The organism is Neobacillus sp. KR4-4 (genome assembly GCF_042136325.1).
GTDB lineage: Bacteria > Bacillota > Bacilli > Bacillales > Cytobacillaceae > Neobacillus.
Genome location: NZ_JBHHJU010000006.1, coordinates 210537 through 228308 on the forward strand (window position 1 = coordinate 210537; position 17772 = coordinate 228308).

The following is a 17772-nucleotide window of genomic DNA, read 5'->3' on the forward strand; positions in this document are numbered from 1 at the left end:
CTATAATTCTACAAAATTTTCATTACTTTGGATATAGAAATATTCTACACTTATTTCTAAGAGGCCGTATTATTTTTCAATTAGGTATACAAATACTGTTAAAATGTGATTATATTAAGGAGGTTTCAGCCTTACTCATTTATTTGGTAAATTCAGTTAAATATTTTAAAACAACAATCAGGAGGTTCGTTCGTGTTTTCTTTCGTATACAATTTTAGGCATAACATTAGTTTTTTCGATAGAAATCGTTATTTCTGTGTTTTTCTTTCAATCCTTCTTATTACCTTCATCTCTTTCCCGATTTTTGCCAATGCCCATGCATATAGTGCTAGTTACACAAAAATAACAATGGACGAAAAGAAAACGGAGATCGTCTTCACCCTCGATACATTATCCCTTATAGAACTATTACCCGATATTGACCTAAATAAAAACTGGGTACTTGAAAAATCTGAGGTAAAAAAAGAGCAGCATCATATTGAGGAATTAATTACTGAAGGTTTGACCTTGGACAAGAACAACAAAGAAGTGACTCCTAAAGTAGAAACAATGAAGTTAGTAAAAAAAGAAAACAAAGAGTTTCTTTCCACGACGATGACCTTTCCGGCCTTTTCGGCTGGGGATACAATCGTTTATAATGATGGCTTTTATTTTAATGATACGGGGACGAATTATGTTGATTTGATTTCAGCCTCTTTTATGGGACAAACGAGTGAGGCTGTATTACAAGGGAAGGAACGGACTTGGACGATACTTTTAACTGAGGTACAGCAGGAACAAGGTCAGGACCAAACCACCCAGCCTGCGCCTGGCACGGAACAAGATCAAGCCAAGGCAGCTGCGCCAGAACCACAAACCACCACTTCTTCGTGGTTTTCATTTTTCAAATTAGGGATGCTGCATATTATTACTGGCTATGATCACCTATTATTTCTATTTGCCTTGTTGTTAAGAAAACAAACCCTCAAACAGTATATTTCTATTGTCACATCCTTTACATTGGCGCACAGCATCACCCTTAGCCTTGCGGTATTAGGCTGGATCACGTTACCTTCTCGTTTTGTGGAAGCCACCATCGCCTTTAGTATTTGTTACGTGGCTATTGAGAATATTTTCCGAAAGGAGATCAGACACCGCTGGGGTATCACGTTTCTGTTTGGTTTAATTCACGGTCTTGGGTTTGCTAGTATTTTAAAGGAAATGGAGATTGCGAAAAGCCATCTTGCTGTTGCATTAGTTAATTTTAACCTGGGGATTGAAGCCGTGCAGTTAGCGATTGTTCTTTTACTATTACCTTTACTTACTTATATTTTCAGATTAAAGATCTCACGTAGATTCGTTCAAATCGGTTCATCGATCATATTTATTTTAGGAGCTATTTGGCTAGTCGAACGAATTATTTCATAGATTTTAAACAGGAAAAACCCCTGAAAAATTTTTTCAGAGGTTTTTTCTGTTTAACTTATTACTTTACGGTTACTTTCTTAGCCTTACTTACATTTCCAGCCTTGTCTACTGCTACGACTTCAACCACTTTGCCAGCTTTTTGTTTTTTGATTGAGATCGAGAACTTGCCATATTTATCAGCTTTTTTAGAACCAATCACCTTGCCGCTCACTTTTACACTGACCGTTGAATAGGCTTCTGCTTTACCAGTTACTTTGGTAGTTTTCACCGTAATTTTATCAACAGAAGGTGTGCTTGGAGCTTTTTTATCAATTGCAAATTTGACAGTTGTTTTGTTACCAGCTGCATCCATTACCACTAATGTGTAACTTCCGTCAGTTTTCACTACTTTCTTAGTTGGTATAGCTCTATTATTCAATAATGCTTTACCTTCATTAAAGTTGATGGTTACATCTTTTTTGTAAAGTCCGTTATTTACAACACCTGTAACGACTGGAGCCTTTTTATCAATCGTGAACTTTACGGTTGTTTTGTTGCCTGCTTCATCAGTTACCACTAATGTGTGGACTCCTTCTTTAGCAACAGGCGTTCCATTTCTGAAGGATTTACCATCTAACGTTGCAGTTCCTTCATTAAATTTAACGGCAACGTTTTTATTGTAGATCCCATTATTAACGACTCCGCTTACGACTGGAGCAATTTTATCACCAACTGTAACAGTTGTTGCTTCACTCTTATTGCCTGATGGATCAGTTACCACGACAGTTACTACAGTTTTGGCACCAAGAGCAGATTTAAGAGATATAGAGAATTTACCATCAGCACCAGTTTTTGCAGTGCCTAGAACACCTTTGCTGCTAGATACAGTAACTGTAGAACCAGCCTCAGCAGTTCCAGATACCACTTTATCTTTGTTGCTTACTGCATTTACGACAGCCTTATTCGGAGCAATTACGTCAAGAACGACTGTATAGCCAATTGGACTTAAGTTGAATGATAAATCAACAGAGAATGCGAATATTTGGGTGCCTTCTTTAAGCGGCGCCATTAATGGAACACTGAAATTACCATTAGCATCTGCTGTTAAATGTACCTTCAAATTGAAACCATTTGTAATGTAAACATGTGTACCAGGTTCTGCACCGTGACCTTTAATTACAGTAGACAAATTGGTTACCGGTTCAAGAACAGGAGCATTTGGATCAGTTACGTCTTTAACAGTTAAGCGAACTTCTTTTACGTTTAGAGCTTTATCCGTAATAGAAACAACAACTTCAGTTCCTGCTTTTTGGACTGGAATCTCTACTGAGAAACTTCCATCTTCAGCAGCAGTGGTTGTTTTACTAATTTCACCAGCTGTTACCGCAACAGTTGCACCAGCTTCAGTTTTACCCGTTACAGTAGTCGATTGGTCTGTTACTTCATTAATGTCAGCAGTTACTTCTTCATCAAGAACAATTCTTCCTTCAATACCTGCAGTGATTGGACCTTCAATTGATTTAATATAGTCTACTAAGGCATCTAAGTCAGTTGTCCAAACCTTACGTTCTTTACCTTGTTTAAGGATTGTGAATCCATCTCCGCCATCAGCCATAAAGTTATTTACTGATACAGTATACTCTGCAGCTGGGTCCATTTTTGAACCATCTGGAAGGAAGATGTCGACAACTTTTTGTCCAAGTGGCAATTTATCTGACCAAGTGTATTTTAAGCCAGAAATTTGCATAATCCGGTACCGGTCTGCTTGGAATTGTTGATTAATTAATGTTCTTACTTGATCTCCGGTAAGCTTTAGGCTAACTACATCATTGCCAAATGGTTGAACGGCGAATAAGTCACCCCAAGTCACGTCTCCAGCCTTTTTGATTTCATCACGAACGCCGCCGATATTCATAAATGCAAACTGAGTACCAGTTTTAGCACGCATACTGTCGGCAATTAGGTTACCCATTGGAGCTTCCCCTGCTTTGTTTTGCGTACGTGAAATAGGTGCAGTTACAGTTCCTACAACTTGTTGTGTTTGTGGAGCGATATCAGCTTGGTATTGATCAAGCTCTGCTTTAATCTTTGCATCTGGTGTAATACTGTCTTTGAAAGTCGATGCAACTTCAGCAGTTTTAGTTACGATATCTTTTGTAATTGGGTCAATGGTAAGTTCAACATCTGAGAATGCTGTACCATAGGAATAAGATTGCACTAATAATTTACCATCAACAGTAGAGTTCAAGTATTTATGGTCATGGGCTCCATAAATTACGTCTACTTCATCATCAATCTCACTAGCCATATCAACTACTTTACCTGTTGGATTCGATCCATTTGTTGCGGAAGTACCAGGGTCATGGGCAAGAACAACGATTGATTCTACACCTTTAGATTTTAACTCTGCTGTATATTTGTTGATTGCTTCTACTTCATCTGTGAACTTAACACCCGCGACACCACTTGCTGTAACAATGCTTGGTGTTTCAGTTGTAACTACACCGATGAAACCAATCTTAACGCCATCCACTTCTTTGATTGCATATGGAGGTAAAATTAATTCACCCGTTTTTTCATCTTCAACGTTGGCTACCACATAATCAAAATTGGCACCTTCAAATGCACCATATTTCTCTTCTGTTTTAGGATGGGCACCGCCATTGATTAAACGTTTCATTTCTGCTACGCCTTCATCAAATTCATGGTTACCAATTGTACCTACGTCAATTCCGATTTCATTCATGAAACGGATGGTTGGTTCATCCTGTAATAGGGCAGAAACCGGACGGCTTGCACCTACTAAGTCACCAGCTTGTAACATTAACGTATTTGCAGGGTTAGTTGCTTCTCTTTGCTTTAAGTATGCAGCTAGGTATTCAATACCGCCGACCTCACGATTAGACACTTTGGTTGTATAATCCAATTGACCATGGAAGTCATTGATTCCTAATAATTGAACGTGTACATTTTGGTCTAATTCATATAGTTGGTAGCCTGGTTTTGTTGTTGATGGACCTAGGTCTTTAACATCTGGTTGTTGACCAAGGTATGCATTAGCATCTGGATTAGAGTGGAAGACAACCTTCGCTGTGCCCCCAACCGGAGCAATTTTCCAGTTGTTATCTGGAACCGGATTGATGGTACCTTGTGCACTAATATAATCCATAAGGATTTGACGATTTTCAAACGGAGAATCCACAACAGGCTTTAAATTCTTCAATTCTGCAAGACCGCCGCTTCCGCCAGCACGATAGTTATTTGTTGCGATGATGAATTTTTGGTCCATCTTAACAGGAGTTCCATCCATCATTCGGAGGTTCACAACACGCTCACCTTTTGGCTTTGTCACGTCAATGTCGTATTTTACCCCATCAATGACATCGTAATTGTAAGGGCGGAAATCATAATCGAGTAAATCTTGCTGCTCCGGATTATTAGGGTCAATTGTATTAAATTGTTTCGCTGATTCTTCGATCCAGCGCTTCACTTGATCACCTGTAATTTCTAGAGCCTTTAAGGTGTTATCAAACAAGTATAAATCAGCTGCACTCTTAATCGTGACATCGCCTTTAGCAATGTTTGTGTAATCGGCTACACCACCGCGGCCGCCTTTAAATGGTGCTGCAGCTGAAATAACTGGCACATCCTTATATTCTGTGTTCGCAATCGCTTTTTTCACATAATCCATTTGTGCATTGTTTACAATTTGTGTGGAGGCGTCATCCATAACACGAGTGAAGAAGCTGTGCATTGGAATATCAGTAGTACCGATTTTTCCACGTACATATTCAAGCGTTTTATTATGAATTTCTTGGGTATCACTAACAATGGTCTCGTCTGAAGCCGTATCAGCACTTACTGGACGGTTGACGGATTTTGAATTAGCTTTATCCACAAACCACTTGCCATTTGCATCTTGAACAAGTGCTAAGTCCATGACACCTAAGTTATTCCCCCAGAAGCCTGCTTCAACTGCCGGTGTGCCATTGATCGTACCTTTTGTATTATCGATACCTGGAAGATCTGGATTTTCTACTTTTCCACCTTGATGGAATTCTGGACCATTCGGGAAGTTTACGTGAGCATGTCCAAATAACATCGCATCAATGCCAGGTACTTTTGTTAAATCATAAACAGCATTCTCTGCGTCCTCTTGCCCTTCAGCAGTGATATCACAGCCAGAGTGGGCAATTGCTACAATAACATCGGCACCTTCAGCCTTCATTTGTGGAATAAATTTATTGGCTTGGGAAACAATATTTTTTGTAATGACTTTACCCGTTAGGTTATCTTTATCCCAATTCATGATTTGCGGTGGAGCAAAACCGATAACCCCGACTTTAATCATATGTTCATTGCCGGCAGCATCCTTAATGGTTTTGTCTACAATTTTATATGGAGTGAAATAGTTTACATCATTGGTTGAGTCGGAATCGTGGTCATCTTTATAAATGTTAGCGTTTACAATCGGAAATTGGACTTCTTCCTGAACATCTTTTAAGTAGTCTAAACCATAGTTGAACTCATGGTTCCCAACGATACCTGCGTCATATTTTAAATAGTTCATTGCTTTGTAAATAGGATGGGTTTCATTTGGTCCTAGTTTATTTACTTTTGCTACATAGCTTGCTAGTGGATTTCCTTGAATCGTATCACCAGCATCAAATAGCATCGAGTTGTCAACTTCTGATCGTGCTTGCTTAATTAGTGTAGCAGTTTTTGCCAAACCATAATTCGGCACCGCAGCATCCTTGAAATAATCATACGGTAAAACATTAGAATGTAGGTCAGTAGTTTCTAAGATACGTAGTGTAGCTGTATTCCCTGTTCCTTCAGCTTTTGCAGCCTGTGGGAAAATACTCAATGGAACAGTTGTAAGCGCTAACGCTGTTGCTAGAGAAGTATTAAGCATCCGTCTTTTCATGCTTCTTTTTATCTGTCTCTTCACCCTTTTTCCGCCCTTCGACAAAATAATTTGTATTGCATGACTATTCTACTAATTTTTCCAAAAGAATAATAGACCCTTTTTTCATAATTTACGATTTATTCACAAAATATTTTTTTGGTTTTCTTCCTTTTAATCTATTGTTTTTAGAGAATCCTCTCCATTTTTTATAGATTATTTATGAAAGAATTATTTCCAATAAATCAGTAAAAAAATATGTAAGTTTTTGAAATAAATGTATTAAATTTCGATAAATTCTGCTATTCTAAAATATAGTTCAAAATACCGTTGTGGAGGAAAATTTGATGAGAGCTGAGAAAAAGAAAAAGAGAACATGGCTACGCGTAACTGGGATTGTCTTACTTTTATTAATAATCGGTGTGGGAGTTTATGCCTATTCCGTCTATAATTCTTTAACAAATGCTGTCGAAACTATGCATCACCCTGTCGATCGTACATCAGAAAAGCGGACGGAGGAAGTATCCTTACAAAACAAACAGCCATTTTCCGTATTACTTTTAGGGGTCGACCAGCGTAAAGGGGATAGAGGCCGTTCAGACACCATGATTGTTTTATCCATTAATCCGAAGCTTAATTCGGTTAAGATGCTAAGTATCCCTCGGGATACACGTACAGAAATTGTTGGAAAAGGAACAGAGGATAAAATAAATCATGCCTACGCATTTGGCGGCGAAGAAATGGCGATGAACACAGTTGAACACTTCTTAGATATCCCGATTGATTACTTTGTAAGAGTGAACATGGAAGGTTTTAAGGATATCGTCGATGCTGTTGGTGGTATAACGGTGAATAATGATCTAGATTTTTCTTATGGAGGCTATCATTTTCCTAAAGGGGAAGTGACCTTGAATGGCAAAAAGGCTCTTGCCTATACTCGAATGAGGAAAGAAGACCCGCGCGGTGATTTTGGCCGCCAAATTCGCCAGCGTCAAATTATCCAAGGGGTCATCAAAGAGGGAGCAAGTCTATCTTCACTAGCCAATTACAGTGATATTTTCTCTGCACTCGGGAAAAATGTAAAAACAAATCTCACCTTTGATCAAATGGTTGCTATTCAAAAGAACTACAAAAGTGTAGTTAGTAACATCGATCAAATGACCATCGAAGGAAAAGGAACAAGAATGAACGGCATCTATTACTACGTCGTTCCCGCTGACGAAAAAGAACGGCTTCAAACAGAAATGAAAACACAATTGGAAACTACTTGAAGATAAAAACAGTCTGCCTAAGATCTGGCAGACTGTTTTTTATTATTCATTAATTTCATACCAATATTCATTTCCTAGTGAATCACGATATTCGATCAAATAGTAATACCAGGAATATTTTGAAGGCTTGGTATAGACAAGCGTATTAGAACCTGCCTTCACCGTATATTGCTTTTGGGCAATTTGCGAACTGCCCTCATCATTATAAACATGAAGGATAGCCGTAATCTGCTGTTTTGTGTTAATTTTCATCTGTAATTGATCGTTATAAATTTGATCAGAAGCTAAGTGAAAGCTAAAACTATGTGAAACTAACCACGCTGGGTTACCTGTTGAAGTCATTTTCCCCTTAACTGACTTTTGTCCGTAAGCATTCTTTGCGGTAATGACATAATAATACGTGTCACCTTTTTCATCGCCGCTAAGCCAGCTAAAAGATTGACTTCCTTCACTTACTGCTTTATCTTGTGCTATGGTTTTAATCTTTTGATTCGCTTGATTCAAAATTTCTATCGTCACATTCGCTGGCCGTGAGAGTTTGTAATGTACCTCACTGCCTTCACCTGGATAGAACATGACCACAGCAGGATAACTTATTTCGATTGTATTCAGCTCGACATGGACATTTCCTGCGTAGATTTGAGTGATATTATACTTATCAACGACTTTAATTTTAAACTGATAGAGACCATCGTTAAGCTGGTTGTTGGCATCATCCGTCCCATTCCATGTAAAGGAGTGCTGCCCCGCTAATTGGGCTGCATCTGTTTTAATAGTAGATAGGCGTTTTCCGCTTTGATAAATTCCAATGGTCACCTTTCCAGGTTTGTTTAAGGTATAGCCGATGGTCATGGCTCCTTTTGTTTTTAAATAATAATCTTTCCCCGAGGCGATTACAGGTACACGCCAGTCCTGCAGGATCAGTGAAGGGCTGTTTATCTTGGTTAAATTTCCAGCCATATCTTTTAACTGAACGAAATAACGGTACGTGCCTTCAGGGACCAGTTGATTTTTATCACTTTTCCCATTCCAATTGGCGGTGAGAGTACCAGGGTTAGCTTTTTTGTTAATCAATTTCTTAATGATTGTCCCTTTTTCATTGACAACATGAACGATTACATATGAGGTTTCTTTTAAATTCATTTTCAAGGTGTTCGTGCTTTTGGTGTCCATTTTAAACCGGGTGGATGATAGTGTTAATGTTCCAGTCGGCCGGACACTGTCCACTGTTAGTTGAACTTTTTTGGTTTTCCCTTTTTTATTGTGACTATCTGTCAATGTCCAAACGATCTGGTATGTCCCATCCTTCACTAGACGCCCTTTGGTTGTTTTCCCATTCCATACGATTGAATGCTTTCCGGCTGAGATGGTTTTTTTAGATAGAATTTTCTTAACGGTTTTACCGTTTTTATCCGTCACAACAGCAGTTACCTTCACTTTTTGCGTTAACTCATAAGGAATTGTAGCCTTCCCACTTACATTCGGAGAATAGGAGTAGGTGCCTGACACCAAAATGGCAGGTTTCGTATGATTAACAACCTTAATCATCGTACTTTTATAGTAGCTGTCTGACCCTTTGGTGATTTTCACTTCTACTTTATAGGTACCCGTTGTAACAAACTTTTTACTTGTTGATTTTCCATCCCACGAAGCGGAGATTTTCGCTCCTGTAGAGGTTTTATTAGATAGTACCTTTCTTACTGTTTTTCCGTGTGCATCTTTGATTGATAAAGAAACCTTGGTTTTACTTGTTGTTTTAAATGAAAATGCAGCTTTGTTTTTCCCTGTCATGGTATAGGTTTTTGTAGCCGTTATGGTTGAAATCGGTGCAGGTGTATTCGAAACTGCCTTATACGCATCAATTCTTCCATATCCGAAATCTTCATCCCATCCCCTGCTACCGAGATCAATTGTTGATTTTTTCAGAATGGTTTCTACCTGGCTTGGACTTAAAAATGGGTTCTTCGTACGGACAAGCGCAGCAATTCCTGAAACCATCGGTGCGGCCATTGATGTGCCGTCATACGAAGCATATGTGCTTCCAGCTATGGATGAATAAATATCCACCCCTGGAGCAGCAAGATCTATATAATTTCCATAGTTTGAAAAGCTGGCAATTCGATCGTTTCGGTCAGTGGCACTAACCCCTATCACACCCTCAGATGCGGCAGGATACATCGGCAAAAACGTACTAGAATTACCGGCCGCAGCCACGAGGACCACACCTTTTGATTTGGCATACTTTGTAGCAGACTCTAGTAAATAACTATAGCTATCATCTCCAAGGCTCATATTAATAACATCCGCATGGTGAGCTACGGCATAATAAATGGCTCGGATGACCGTATCGCTACTTGCCAGGTCTCCTTGAAAAACATTAATTGGCATGATTTTTACATCCGGAGCAATCCCAGCAATCCCATACTTATTAAAATTTCCTGCGATAATGCCAGCTACATGTGTAGCATGCTTATCAGGAGCATAACTGGAAGAACCATTTACGGCATTATAAGGGCTGACAATTTTTCCTTTTATGTCTGGGTGATCCTTCTGAACCCCGCCATCAATAATCGCAACGGTAATTTTCGAAGACCCCTTTGTTTTGTCCCATGCTTTAGGCAGTTGGAGTTTGGGAAGGTACCATTGCCTGCTATAGCCCGGCTCTTTCGGAAGGTATGCTTTTTTGAACTTGTAATTTGGTTCGACTAAAAGCACTTGCTTATTCATTAATAACTGTTTCGCAATCGTGGTTAAATTCGTACCGGGCGTGACTTTAACTAAGGAGAAATCCTGGTCATCTAATGGAGTTTCCTCTTCAACATCCACTTGTTTCAGTAAGTCCTCCCGTTCCGTTTGTGTCGTATCTGGCGCAAATTTGACGATTAGTTCTTCGGCAATGTATTCCGTTTTCTCCTTAAATACCACATCTGGATCGATTTTCTTTGGATGGGCATTAATCCCATCAGCACTGGCGTCCGAAGACATAAAAAGTAAGCTGAGAACCATCAGACTCAGAAACCAAATATATTTCACAAGTAAACCTCCATTATGATTATTTCACTTAATATGCCATTCTATTTATTAATCATTTTATCATTTCGTTGATAGATTAGGTGCAATAGAAGAATATTATTTCTCCACTAGTTACCCTAAGTAGAGAAAATAATATTGTAAAATAATTCCAAATTGAATAATAAATCCACTCCACACAGACAAAAACGTAGTTTTTGTCCACAAACGGTGCCTGACACCAAATTAATAACTCATTATTACTAAATGACACCTTAATATAACGAATTTGTCATGAAACTAGTAAGCTATTGAAATATTTGTGTAATATTATTGTGGTAACTTTTATATAACAGTAGAAAGGGGTTTTAGTTATGAAGAAATTCCTCGTCATGTTTGGTTTGGCAGGTATGATATTATTTGGAAGTAATCACGACGCATCCGCAGCATCCAATACATATAAAGTTAAGAGTGGCGATTCACTTTATCGTATTGCAAAAAAATATAAAGTCTCAGTAAATACATTAAAAAAATGGAATAACCTTAAATCAAATACGATTCACCCGAATCAAAAGTTAAAGGTGTCTGGCACAACGGCTAGTAAACCTGCTAAGAAGGCCACAACTACTACAACGAGCTCAAAGAAGCAAAAAGTAGTAAAAACAATTACTGTTAGCGCTACTGCTTATACAGCAAATTGTAAAAGATGTTCTGGTATCACTGCTTTAGGTTTAAATTTAAAGAAAAACCCAAAACTTAAAGTCATCTCTGTTGACCCTAAAGTCATCAAATTAGGCACGAAGGTTTATGTTGAAGGGTATGGCTATGCGATCGCCGGTGACACGGGCGGTGCGATAAAAGGGAAAAAGATTGATATCTTCGTTCCTTCTTATAAGAAAGCTATTCAATGGGGAAGAAAAACAGTGAAAGTTCAAATTCTAAAATAAACAAAGTTAAGTCCCAGGTGAGTTCATTCACTTGGGACTTTTTATATTAATCTACAATAAAAGAACAGCACCCGAATCACGAATGATCGAGTGCTGTCTTCCTTCTCGGCGCCATTTATTTCTCGGCACTTAAAATATTAAACTGGCATTGGCACCTTTGTAATAGTGAAATTCACTGTTGTCTTATTTCCAGCTGCATCAGTTACAACTAAAGTATGTGGTCCCTCTGTAGAAACTACCGTTCCTGATGTAAATGCATTCCCATCTAATGTTGCTTTTCCCTCATTAAAGCGGATGGTAACATCCTTGTCATAAGTTACGTTATTCTCTACTCCCTTAACTACTGGTGTTGTTTTATCAATGATAAATACCACCGTTCTCTTGTTCCCAACTGCATCTTTTAGAACTAATGTATATTTTCCAGCCGTTTTAACAACATAGCCTGTTTTAACTGCTTTTCCATTCAATGTTGCCGTTCCTTCTTTAAAAGTGAGCGTTACATCTTTATTATATATAGCATTATGGTTTACTCCACTTACCACTGGTGCTGTTTTATCAATGGTAAACACAATAGTTGTTTTATTACCAGCCGCATCTTTTACCACTAAAGTACGTTTTCCTTCTGTTTTAACTACATATTTTGAATTAATTGCTTTCCCATTTAATGTGGCCTTTCCTTCATTGAAGGTAATCTTAACATCTTTATTGTAAGTTTTATTGTTGATTACTCCACTTACAACTGGAGCTGTTTTGTCTTTTACAACTATTGTTTTGGTTTTACTGATGTTACCTGATGGATCCTTCGCTGATAAGTATAGTTTTTTCCCAGCTTTTTGTTTAGGGATTTTCACCTTGAATTTCCCTTTTGAGTCTGCTTTTTTAGTATATTTTTTAGAGCCAATTTTAACTGTAACTGTTGCACTCTTTTCTGTTACGCCCGACACTTCACTTGATTTATCAGAAACAGCAGTTACTGATGGGAACGTTGGAGCTTTGATGTCGATGTTTTTAAAATACGGTTTTGCTAGTTGATTAAAGGTTTTTTTCGAGGTAGTAATACGGACTTTCGCCCCGATTTTTACCTTGCTGAAAAGTTCAATTACCTCTTTATTATGCATCCGGATACATCCACCCGAGATATATTTTCCAATCGAACTTTCATCACTATTTCCGTGTATTGCATATGGGTAACCGCCATTTTCTTGTTTGCTTAACCCCAACCAGCGTTTTCCAAGTGGATTACGAGGATCGCCGCCAGGAATATTATGTTTATAATAAGGTCTATTTTTAATCTTTTCCCTTATGTAAAAAGTTCCTTCTGGTGTTAGTTTAGATGTTCTGCCTGTTGCAACATTGTATGTTTTTACTAATTTACCATTCTCATAAAATGCTAGTTTATTGATCTTTTTATTAACAATAATCAGTTGCTTCTTTGATATGGTGCTAGCCTCAGCTTGTTGAGCCTGAGGAAAAACAGAAAAACCTAAAAATAAGATAATAAATCCAATCAAAATACGCCTTAACACAAGTGAACCCCCCTGTAATTTCCATTTATATTACTACAATATTACAATATTACTACAATACCATAATTAATGTTTTAATAGAAACAGATAAACCTTATATTTATTTCGGCAAAATCCAACAAACTTTTCACATCCTATAGAAGTTACAAACTATGATGTAAAAGATGGTGCCTGACACCATTGCAGAAATATCGCCATTTCTCGGGAAATACCTTTCAAAATTTAGAATAATTCGAGAAAATATGGATTTTTTGTCGCTTGATGTAGTAGGATAGTAATAGATTCTCAATAAACCATACTAGGTAAATTGGAGGGCAGAAAGGTGCTCACAACCGCCCAACAAAAAGTAAAGCAAGAACTAGAAGAATTGCAGATTTATGCCCTTACCCATCCAAACAATAAACCAGTGATTTCCCGCAAAAGGCGTTCTAATAAAAAATGGATGCTAACGATAACGGCGATCATTCTGTTGATAATGACTTGTATTCTTTTATTTAAAGTGGATTGGAATCAAAACGAAATAAGCGTAACATCCTACTTAACTAATATTCATAATTACAACGAACAAAGTGAACAGATACTAACCGGCTTCCTCACAGGTAATAGTGAAAATCTAGAGCAAAGTAAAGTCCAACAAGAGAAACTATTAATAAAAGTAACAAACCTAAAGTCGGCGGATAAATTTCATGAATACCATCAGGATATCATCACTGTTTTCAAGCATCGTCTCGACATGATGGCCTCCTTTAAGGACCCCAGCCATTCCGACCAAGTGCAAATAAAAAGATCATTAATCGAGCTAAGTGTGATACAGGAATTAGCTAGGGATAGTTTGATCAAAGGTTTGGAGCAGGAAAAAATCAAGTATAAACAAAAAGAAAATGGGACCATTCAATACTGGATAAACTCCAAATCCTATTCTCTAAAAAATTAAAAGAAAAGAGGCCGCCGCAATACGGAAGCCTCTTTCCTTTTATTCTACCTTTTGCGACAACCCTTCCAACTGTTCTTCCTGAACTGTGACAATCTGTTGCAAGGATCGTTTTTGATGTATTTTTCCAAAAATAACAAGACACACATGAATCAGTAAAATACCCAACGTAAAATATTCCACTGCATAATCGATATAGGACCATGAGAGTGTAGCCGTTATGTCATATACAGCATGGACAATAACCGTCAACCAAAGGTTCCGCGTCCATAAAAGAATCACCCCAAACAAAAAGCCCATATTGGCGAAGGTTACGATCGCCCCGATGCGATTCGCCCATGGCTGTTCAGTATCGAGTGTATGATCAATCCCGAAAAGAATAGAAGTGATAAACAATGCTGCCATAAGGAAAACATCCCTTGATCCCCTCTCCCAGCGCCGTGGAAACACCTGTTTAAAAACAAAAAGCAATAGAATCATATAAGCAAGCCGCCAAACTTCTTCCAGGCCAGCTAATAGATCATTATAAATATCCGTACCAATCGAATCTATTTTTCCAAAAAAGTCCCCTATCGTTTGCTCTTGAAGGGCAGGAACTTCCGATTCATTCCCATCCCCATCAATGACCTGCGACTCCTTGTACTCTTGAACATATTGATTATAATCCTCGTTAAAATCTTCAAAAGTAAGACTTGAATAGACATTAACAAACGAGCTTCCCAGGAAAAAAATCAAAAAGGCTCCAGTGAATTGAAGCATATGCTGGCGCGGACTTTTTAGATGAGCCCGCTCGCCTCCAAGCCTGCCATAAAGCTTCCAGCCGATAAAAAACGAGGATACCATGACCGCATCATATAATGTACTGGCCAAATAGCTGTAACGAGTAAGATAGAGGAGAATTTCCGCACCAAATGTGACAATAAGTATGGAAAATAGTAGTTTTTTTGAAATCGGTTTGGTTAAATTTGTTGTCATCCCCATCATTCCCTACCTGCAAAATTTCGCGGAGAAATCCCGTTTCCCCCTTACCTGCCCAAAATCTTAACTGCAATGATTCCCAACGCATTCATAAAAAGCAGGAATAAGAAACAGAAAACCGTCCACTTCCATTTTCTCGTCACGAATTAATCCCCTCATTTTCATAATAGATGTTAGTATTAATTTAGCATATTAATAGTTAATAAGCATCCATATTATTTTTCCAAGTAATCAGAAAGTTTCAGTGATTTTTCATGTCGGGCTAACATATGCTTGTACAAGCAATCATAGATAAGTCAGTATATTATTTCCCATTAATCTTTTAAAAAGTTAGGAGTCTTGCTCAATGAAACGTATTGTTCCTATCATTATTTTAATCGTGCTTATCTATGTTTTAGCAACAACAAATCCTAAACGTTCTGCCTATATCGACTGGGTTAATCACAAGACAATGGATAAATCTTCGAGCTTGATTGAAAAAGGAGTTTTATCTCTAGCAGGGGAATCTATTTTCGATGCCGGAACTACACAGAAAGACTATTTTATTTTCACCATCTACAAAACTGACTTTTCCGAAGTAGGATTTGGAACCGTTACATCGATTGGCATCTTTAATAAATTTATCACCATCTCTAGTAAAGAATAATTGCTACTTAAAGGCCGGTCTCTTTCGGGACTGGCCTTTATTGTAATACAAAAGTAGATTTTCAGGGGAAATGTAAATTTTTGAAACTGCCGGTGCCTGACACCAATGCGAAAATTGTCGACAATTAATTCATCTCTTTTTTTACAATAATACTTAGGTTATTTGTGGTTCTGATGTAAAATGTATTATATAACGAACAAATTTTTCTCATTAAACAACAATACTTATTCCTGCCATTGGAGGTTAGATAGATGGTAAAAAATATAATAAGATATTTTTTCATGTTTATACTTTTTCTTATTCCGATGTTTTCTAGTGCTGCTCTCCATGCAGATGCAGTGGAAGGCCCAGTAAATTCCGTTTCTCAAATGGAAGGTGTTCTAGTCGTAGATGTCAGTAAATCCATGCTCACTAGTGATCCAAATAAGGTAAGTAACGAAGCAATGAAGATGTTTATAGATATGTCTTCACTTAATCGGGACAAAATTGCGGTCATTTCATACTCTGATGAGGTCCGCAGCAAGAAGGACCTCGTCAAAATCCGTACAGAAAAGGACAAAGAAACCTTAAAAGCCCACATTGATTCTCTCAAAAAGTATCCTGCTACTGATATTTCCGTAGGGGTAAAAGAGGCGGTCAACGTCCTTAATAAAAACCATGAAAAGAACTATCTTCCCATCATTGTATTACTCGCAGATGGTAACAATGATTTGCTGTCAAATAAGGGAAAAACGCTTAAGCAGGCCGATGCTGACCTTGCTCAGGCAGTGACTGAAGCTAAAGCACAGAGATACCCGATTTATGTAATTGGCTTAAACGCTAACGGGAAGCTTAATAAGGAGGTCCTCCAAAACATTGCCGCAAGTACTAACGGGAAATTTTTCGAAACAAGTAATGCGAATGATTTACCCGGAATCCTCCGTGAAATATTCGCCAATCATTTAAAGTTAAAAGTAGTTCCTGTAAAAGATCTATCTGCAAAAGAAGAATATCAGGATATTATAATAAAAATTCCGAATGAGAATGTTCTAGAGGCAAACATTTCACTTGTTTCAAACAAACCAGTGGAACTCAAAATTTATGATCCAGCAGAAAAGATGCATCCCCTGCCTTCGGACAATATCCTATTATCGAAATCTAAGAACTACTCCATTTTAAAATTATTGAATCCTGTCAAGGGGGATTGGATCCTTAAAGTAAAAGGCTTTCCAAAAGATAAAATTGACATTAAACTTGTGTTTAGCAATAATTCACAGACGACCGTTGCCCCACTTTCAAAGAAAATGGAGAGAAATACGCCTAAACTTAAAACTAGCGCGACAGATATTCCACACGCAAAAGAAGGGCAGCAGCGGTATCCGTGGATTTATATTATCCTTACGGTGGCGGGGGCTATACTTCTTGTAACGCTTATCTTGATTTTTATTGCAAAAAAAAGGAAGGAAAATCGTGGCTTTAGTGGTCAAATTGTAGTGGAGATCGAGGATGGTAATACAGAGGAACGTATAGAACCACAAATTAAGAAGTTGAAATCCTTTAAGGGAGAATTCCGTCTTAAAGAATTGGTTTCACTTGATTCTGAGTTTAATGAAATTGATAAAATTACATTTGTTCCAATTACTGATAATACATTACTAATTATCAATAAGTCGAACTGTTCAATTGAAATGGGAAATGAGTTGATTGACGCGGAGACAGGTCATCGATTAAGGCGCAACGATAAGCTGCGCATCCGATTAATGGACTATAATAAATGCATTTATATTGAGAATGTTAGTTAGAAAGATAAATCCATCTTTTTTTCCAGGTCATAACAAAAAAGGACAGCGCTTCAGCTGTCCCTTTTTGTGCCTGGCAACGTCCTACTCTCACAGGGACGCGTGTCCCAACTACCATCGGCGCTGAGAAGCTTAACTTCCGTGTTCGGTATGGGAACGGGTGTGACCTTCTCGCCATTGCTGCCAGACTATTTTATTTGAGGATTCATTCCCTCAAAACTAGATAATGCTGAAGAAGTTTGTAAACTCAGAGTTCACCTTAAAATTGGTTAAGTCCTCGAACGATTAGTATCAGTCAGCTCCACATGTTACCACGCTTCCACCTCTGACCTATCAACCTGATCATCTTTCAGGGTTCTTACTAGCTTGCGCTATGGGAAATCTCATCTTGAGG

10 protein-coding genes and 2 rRNA genes are annotated in these 17772 nt (G+C 38.0%); 6 read left to right on the top strand and 6 right to left on the bottom strand.

The window, feature by feature from the left end; translation table 11 throughout:
* The first annotated feature begins 192 nt into the window (after window positions 1-192).
* A complete protein-coding gene (locus ACE198_RS09060; RefSeq protein WP_375375289.1) occupies window positions 193-1407 on the top strand; it encodes a HupE/UreJ family protein in 1215 nt (404 codons plus the stop codon).
* Window positions 1408-1465: 58 nt separating this feature from the next.
* Here ACE198_RS09060 and ACE198_RS09065 read toward each other — a convergent pair whose 3' ends face one another.
* Window positions 1466-6337, bottom strand: a complete 4872-nt coding sequence (locus tag ACE198_RS09065; RefSeq protein ID WP_375375290.1) for a bifunctional 2',3'-cyclic-nucleotide 2'-phosphodiesterase/3'-nucleotidase — start codon at window positions 6335-6337, stop codon at window positions 1466-1468.
* 302 nt (window positions 6338-6639) lie between these two features.
* On the opposite strand from ACE198_RS09065, the gene tagU reads away from it, so the two are divergent.
* Window positions 6640-7563, top strand: a complete 924-nt coding sequence (gene tagU, locus ACE198_RS09070; RefSeq protein WP_375375291.1) for a polyisoprenyl-teichoic acid--peptidoglycan teichoic acid transferase TagU — start codon at window positions 6640-6642, stop codon at window positions 7561-7563.
* A gap of 42 nt (window positions 7564-7605) precedes the next feature.
* Here tagU and ACE198_RS09075 read toward each other — a convergent pair whose 3' ends face one another.
* Window positions 7606-10596, bottom strand: a complete 2991-nt coding sequence (locus tag ACE198_RS09075; protein ID WP_375375292.1) for a S8 family serine peptidase — start codon at window positions 10594-10596, stop codon at window positions 7606-7608.
* A 350-nt stretch (window positions 10597-10946) separates the two neighbouring features.
* Between ACE198_RS09075 and ACE198_RS09080 the strand changes: the two genes are divergently transcribed.
* Complete coding sequence (locus tag ACE198_RS09080; protein ID WP_098576207.1) at window positions 10947-11519, top strand: 3D domain-containing protein; 573 nt, start codon at window positions 10947-10949, stop codon at window positions 11517-11519.
* A 137-nt stretch (window positions 11520-11656) separates the two neighbouring features.
* Here the strand turns inward: ACE198_RS09080 and ACE198_RS09085 are convergent, their stop codons facing one another.
* Entirely contained in the window at window positions 11657-13045 is a 1389-nt protein-coding gene (locus ACE198_RS09085) for a L,D-transpeptidase family protein (RefSeq protein WP_375375293.1), read from the bottom strand.
* Window positions 13046-13367: 322 nt separating this feature from the next.
* Between ACE198_RS09085 and ACE198_RS09090 the strand changes: the two genes are divergently transcribed.
* Window positions 13368-13979, top strand: coding sequence for a hypothetical protein (locus tag ACE198_RS09090; RefSeq protein ID WP_375375294.1), 612 nt, complete (start codon window positions 13368-13370; stop codon window positions 13977-13979).
* A 39-nt stretch (window positions 13980-14018) separates the two neighbouring features.
* Here the strand turns inward: ACE198_RS09090 and ACE198_RS09095 are convergent, their stop codons facing one another.
* Window positions 14019-14951 (bottom strand): CPBP family intramembrane glutamic endopeptidase, encoded by a 933-nt coding sequence (locus tag ACE198_RS09095; protein ID WP_375375295.1) that lies wholly within the window; start codon window positions 14949-14951, stop codon window positions 14019-14021.
* Between the two features lie 349 nt (window positions 14952-15300).
* Here ACE198_RS09095 and ACE198_RS09100 point away from each other — a divergent pair, with 349 nt between their 5' ends.
* Both ACE198_RS09100 and ACE198_RS09105 read left to right on the top strand, forming a co-directional pair.
* Window positions 15301-15600: a DUF4359 domain-containing protein gene (locus ACE198_RS09100; RefSeq protein ID WP_098576203.1), complete on the top strand. Its 300-nt coding sequence runs from the start codon at window positions 15301-15303 to the stop codon at window positions 15598-15600.
* A gap of 251 nt (window positions 15601-15851) precedes the next feature.
* On the top strand, window positions 15852-17381 hold the full coding sequence (locus ACE198_RS09105; RefSeq protein WP_375375296.1) for a vWA domain-containing protein: 1530 nt from the start codon (window positions 15852-15854) through the stop codon (window positions 17379-17381).
* Between the two features lie 68 nt (window positions 17382-17449).
* Here the strand turns inward: ACE198_RS09105 and rrf are convergent.
* Window positions 17450-17566: ribosomal RNA gene (rrf, locus tag ACE198_RS09110) — 5S ribosomal RNA — on the bottom strand.
* 77 nt (window positions 17567-17643) lie between these two features.
* A 23S ribosomal RNA gene (locus tag ACE198_RS09115) occupies window positions 17644-17772 on the bottom strand; the annotation flags it as partial.

Excerpts from the sequence above, each read along its gene's own strand:
- tagU (WP_375375291.1), top strand. The coding sequence starts at position 6,640 with ATGAGAGCTGAGAAAAAGAAAAAGAGAACATGGCTACGCGTAACTGGG.
- ACE198_RS09080 (WP_098576207.1), top strand. The coding sequence starts at position 10,947 with ATGAAGAAATTCCTCGTCATGTTTGGTTTGGCAGGTATGATATTATTT.
- ACE198_RS09095 (WP_375375295.1), bottom strand. The coding sequence starts at position 14,951 with ATGACAACAAATTTAACCAAACCGATTTCAAAAAAACTACTATTTTCC.
- ACE198_RS09100 (WP_098576203.1), top strand. The coding sequence starts at position 15,301 with ATGAAACGTATTGTTCCTATCATTATTTTAATCGTGCTTATCTATGTT.
- ACE198_RS09105 (WP_375375296.1), top strand. The coding sequence starts at position 15,852 with ATGGTAAAAAATATAATAAGATATTTTTTCATGTTTATACTTTTTCTT.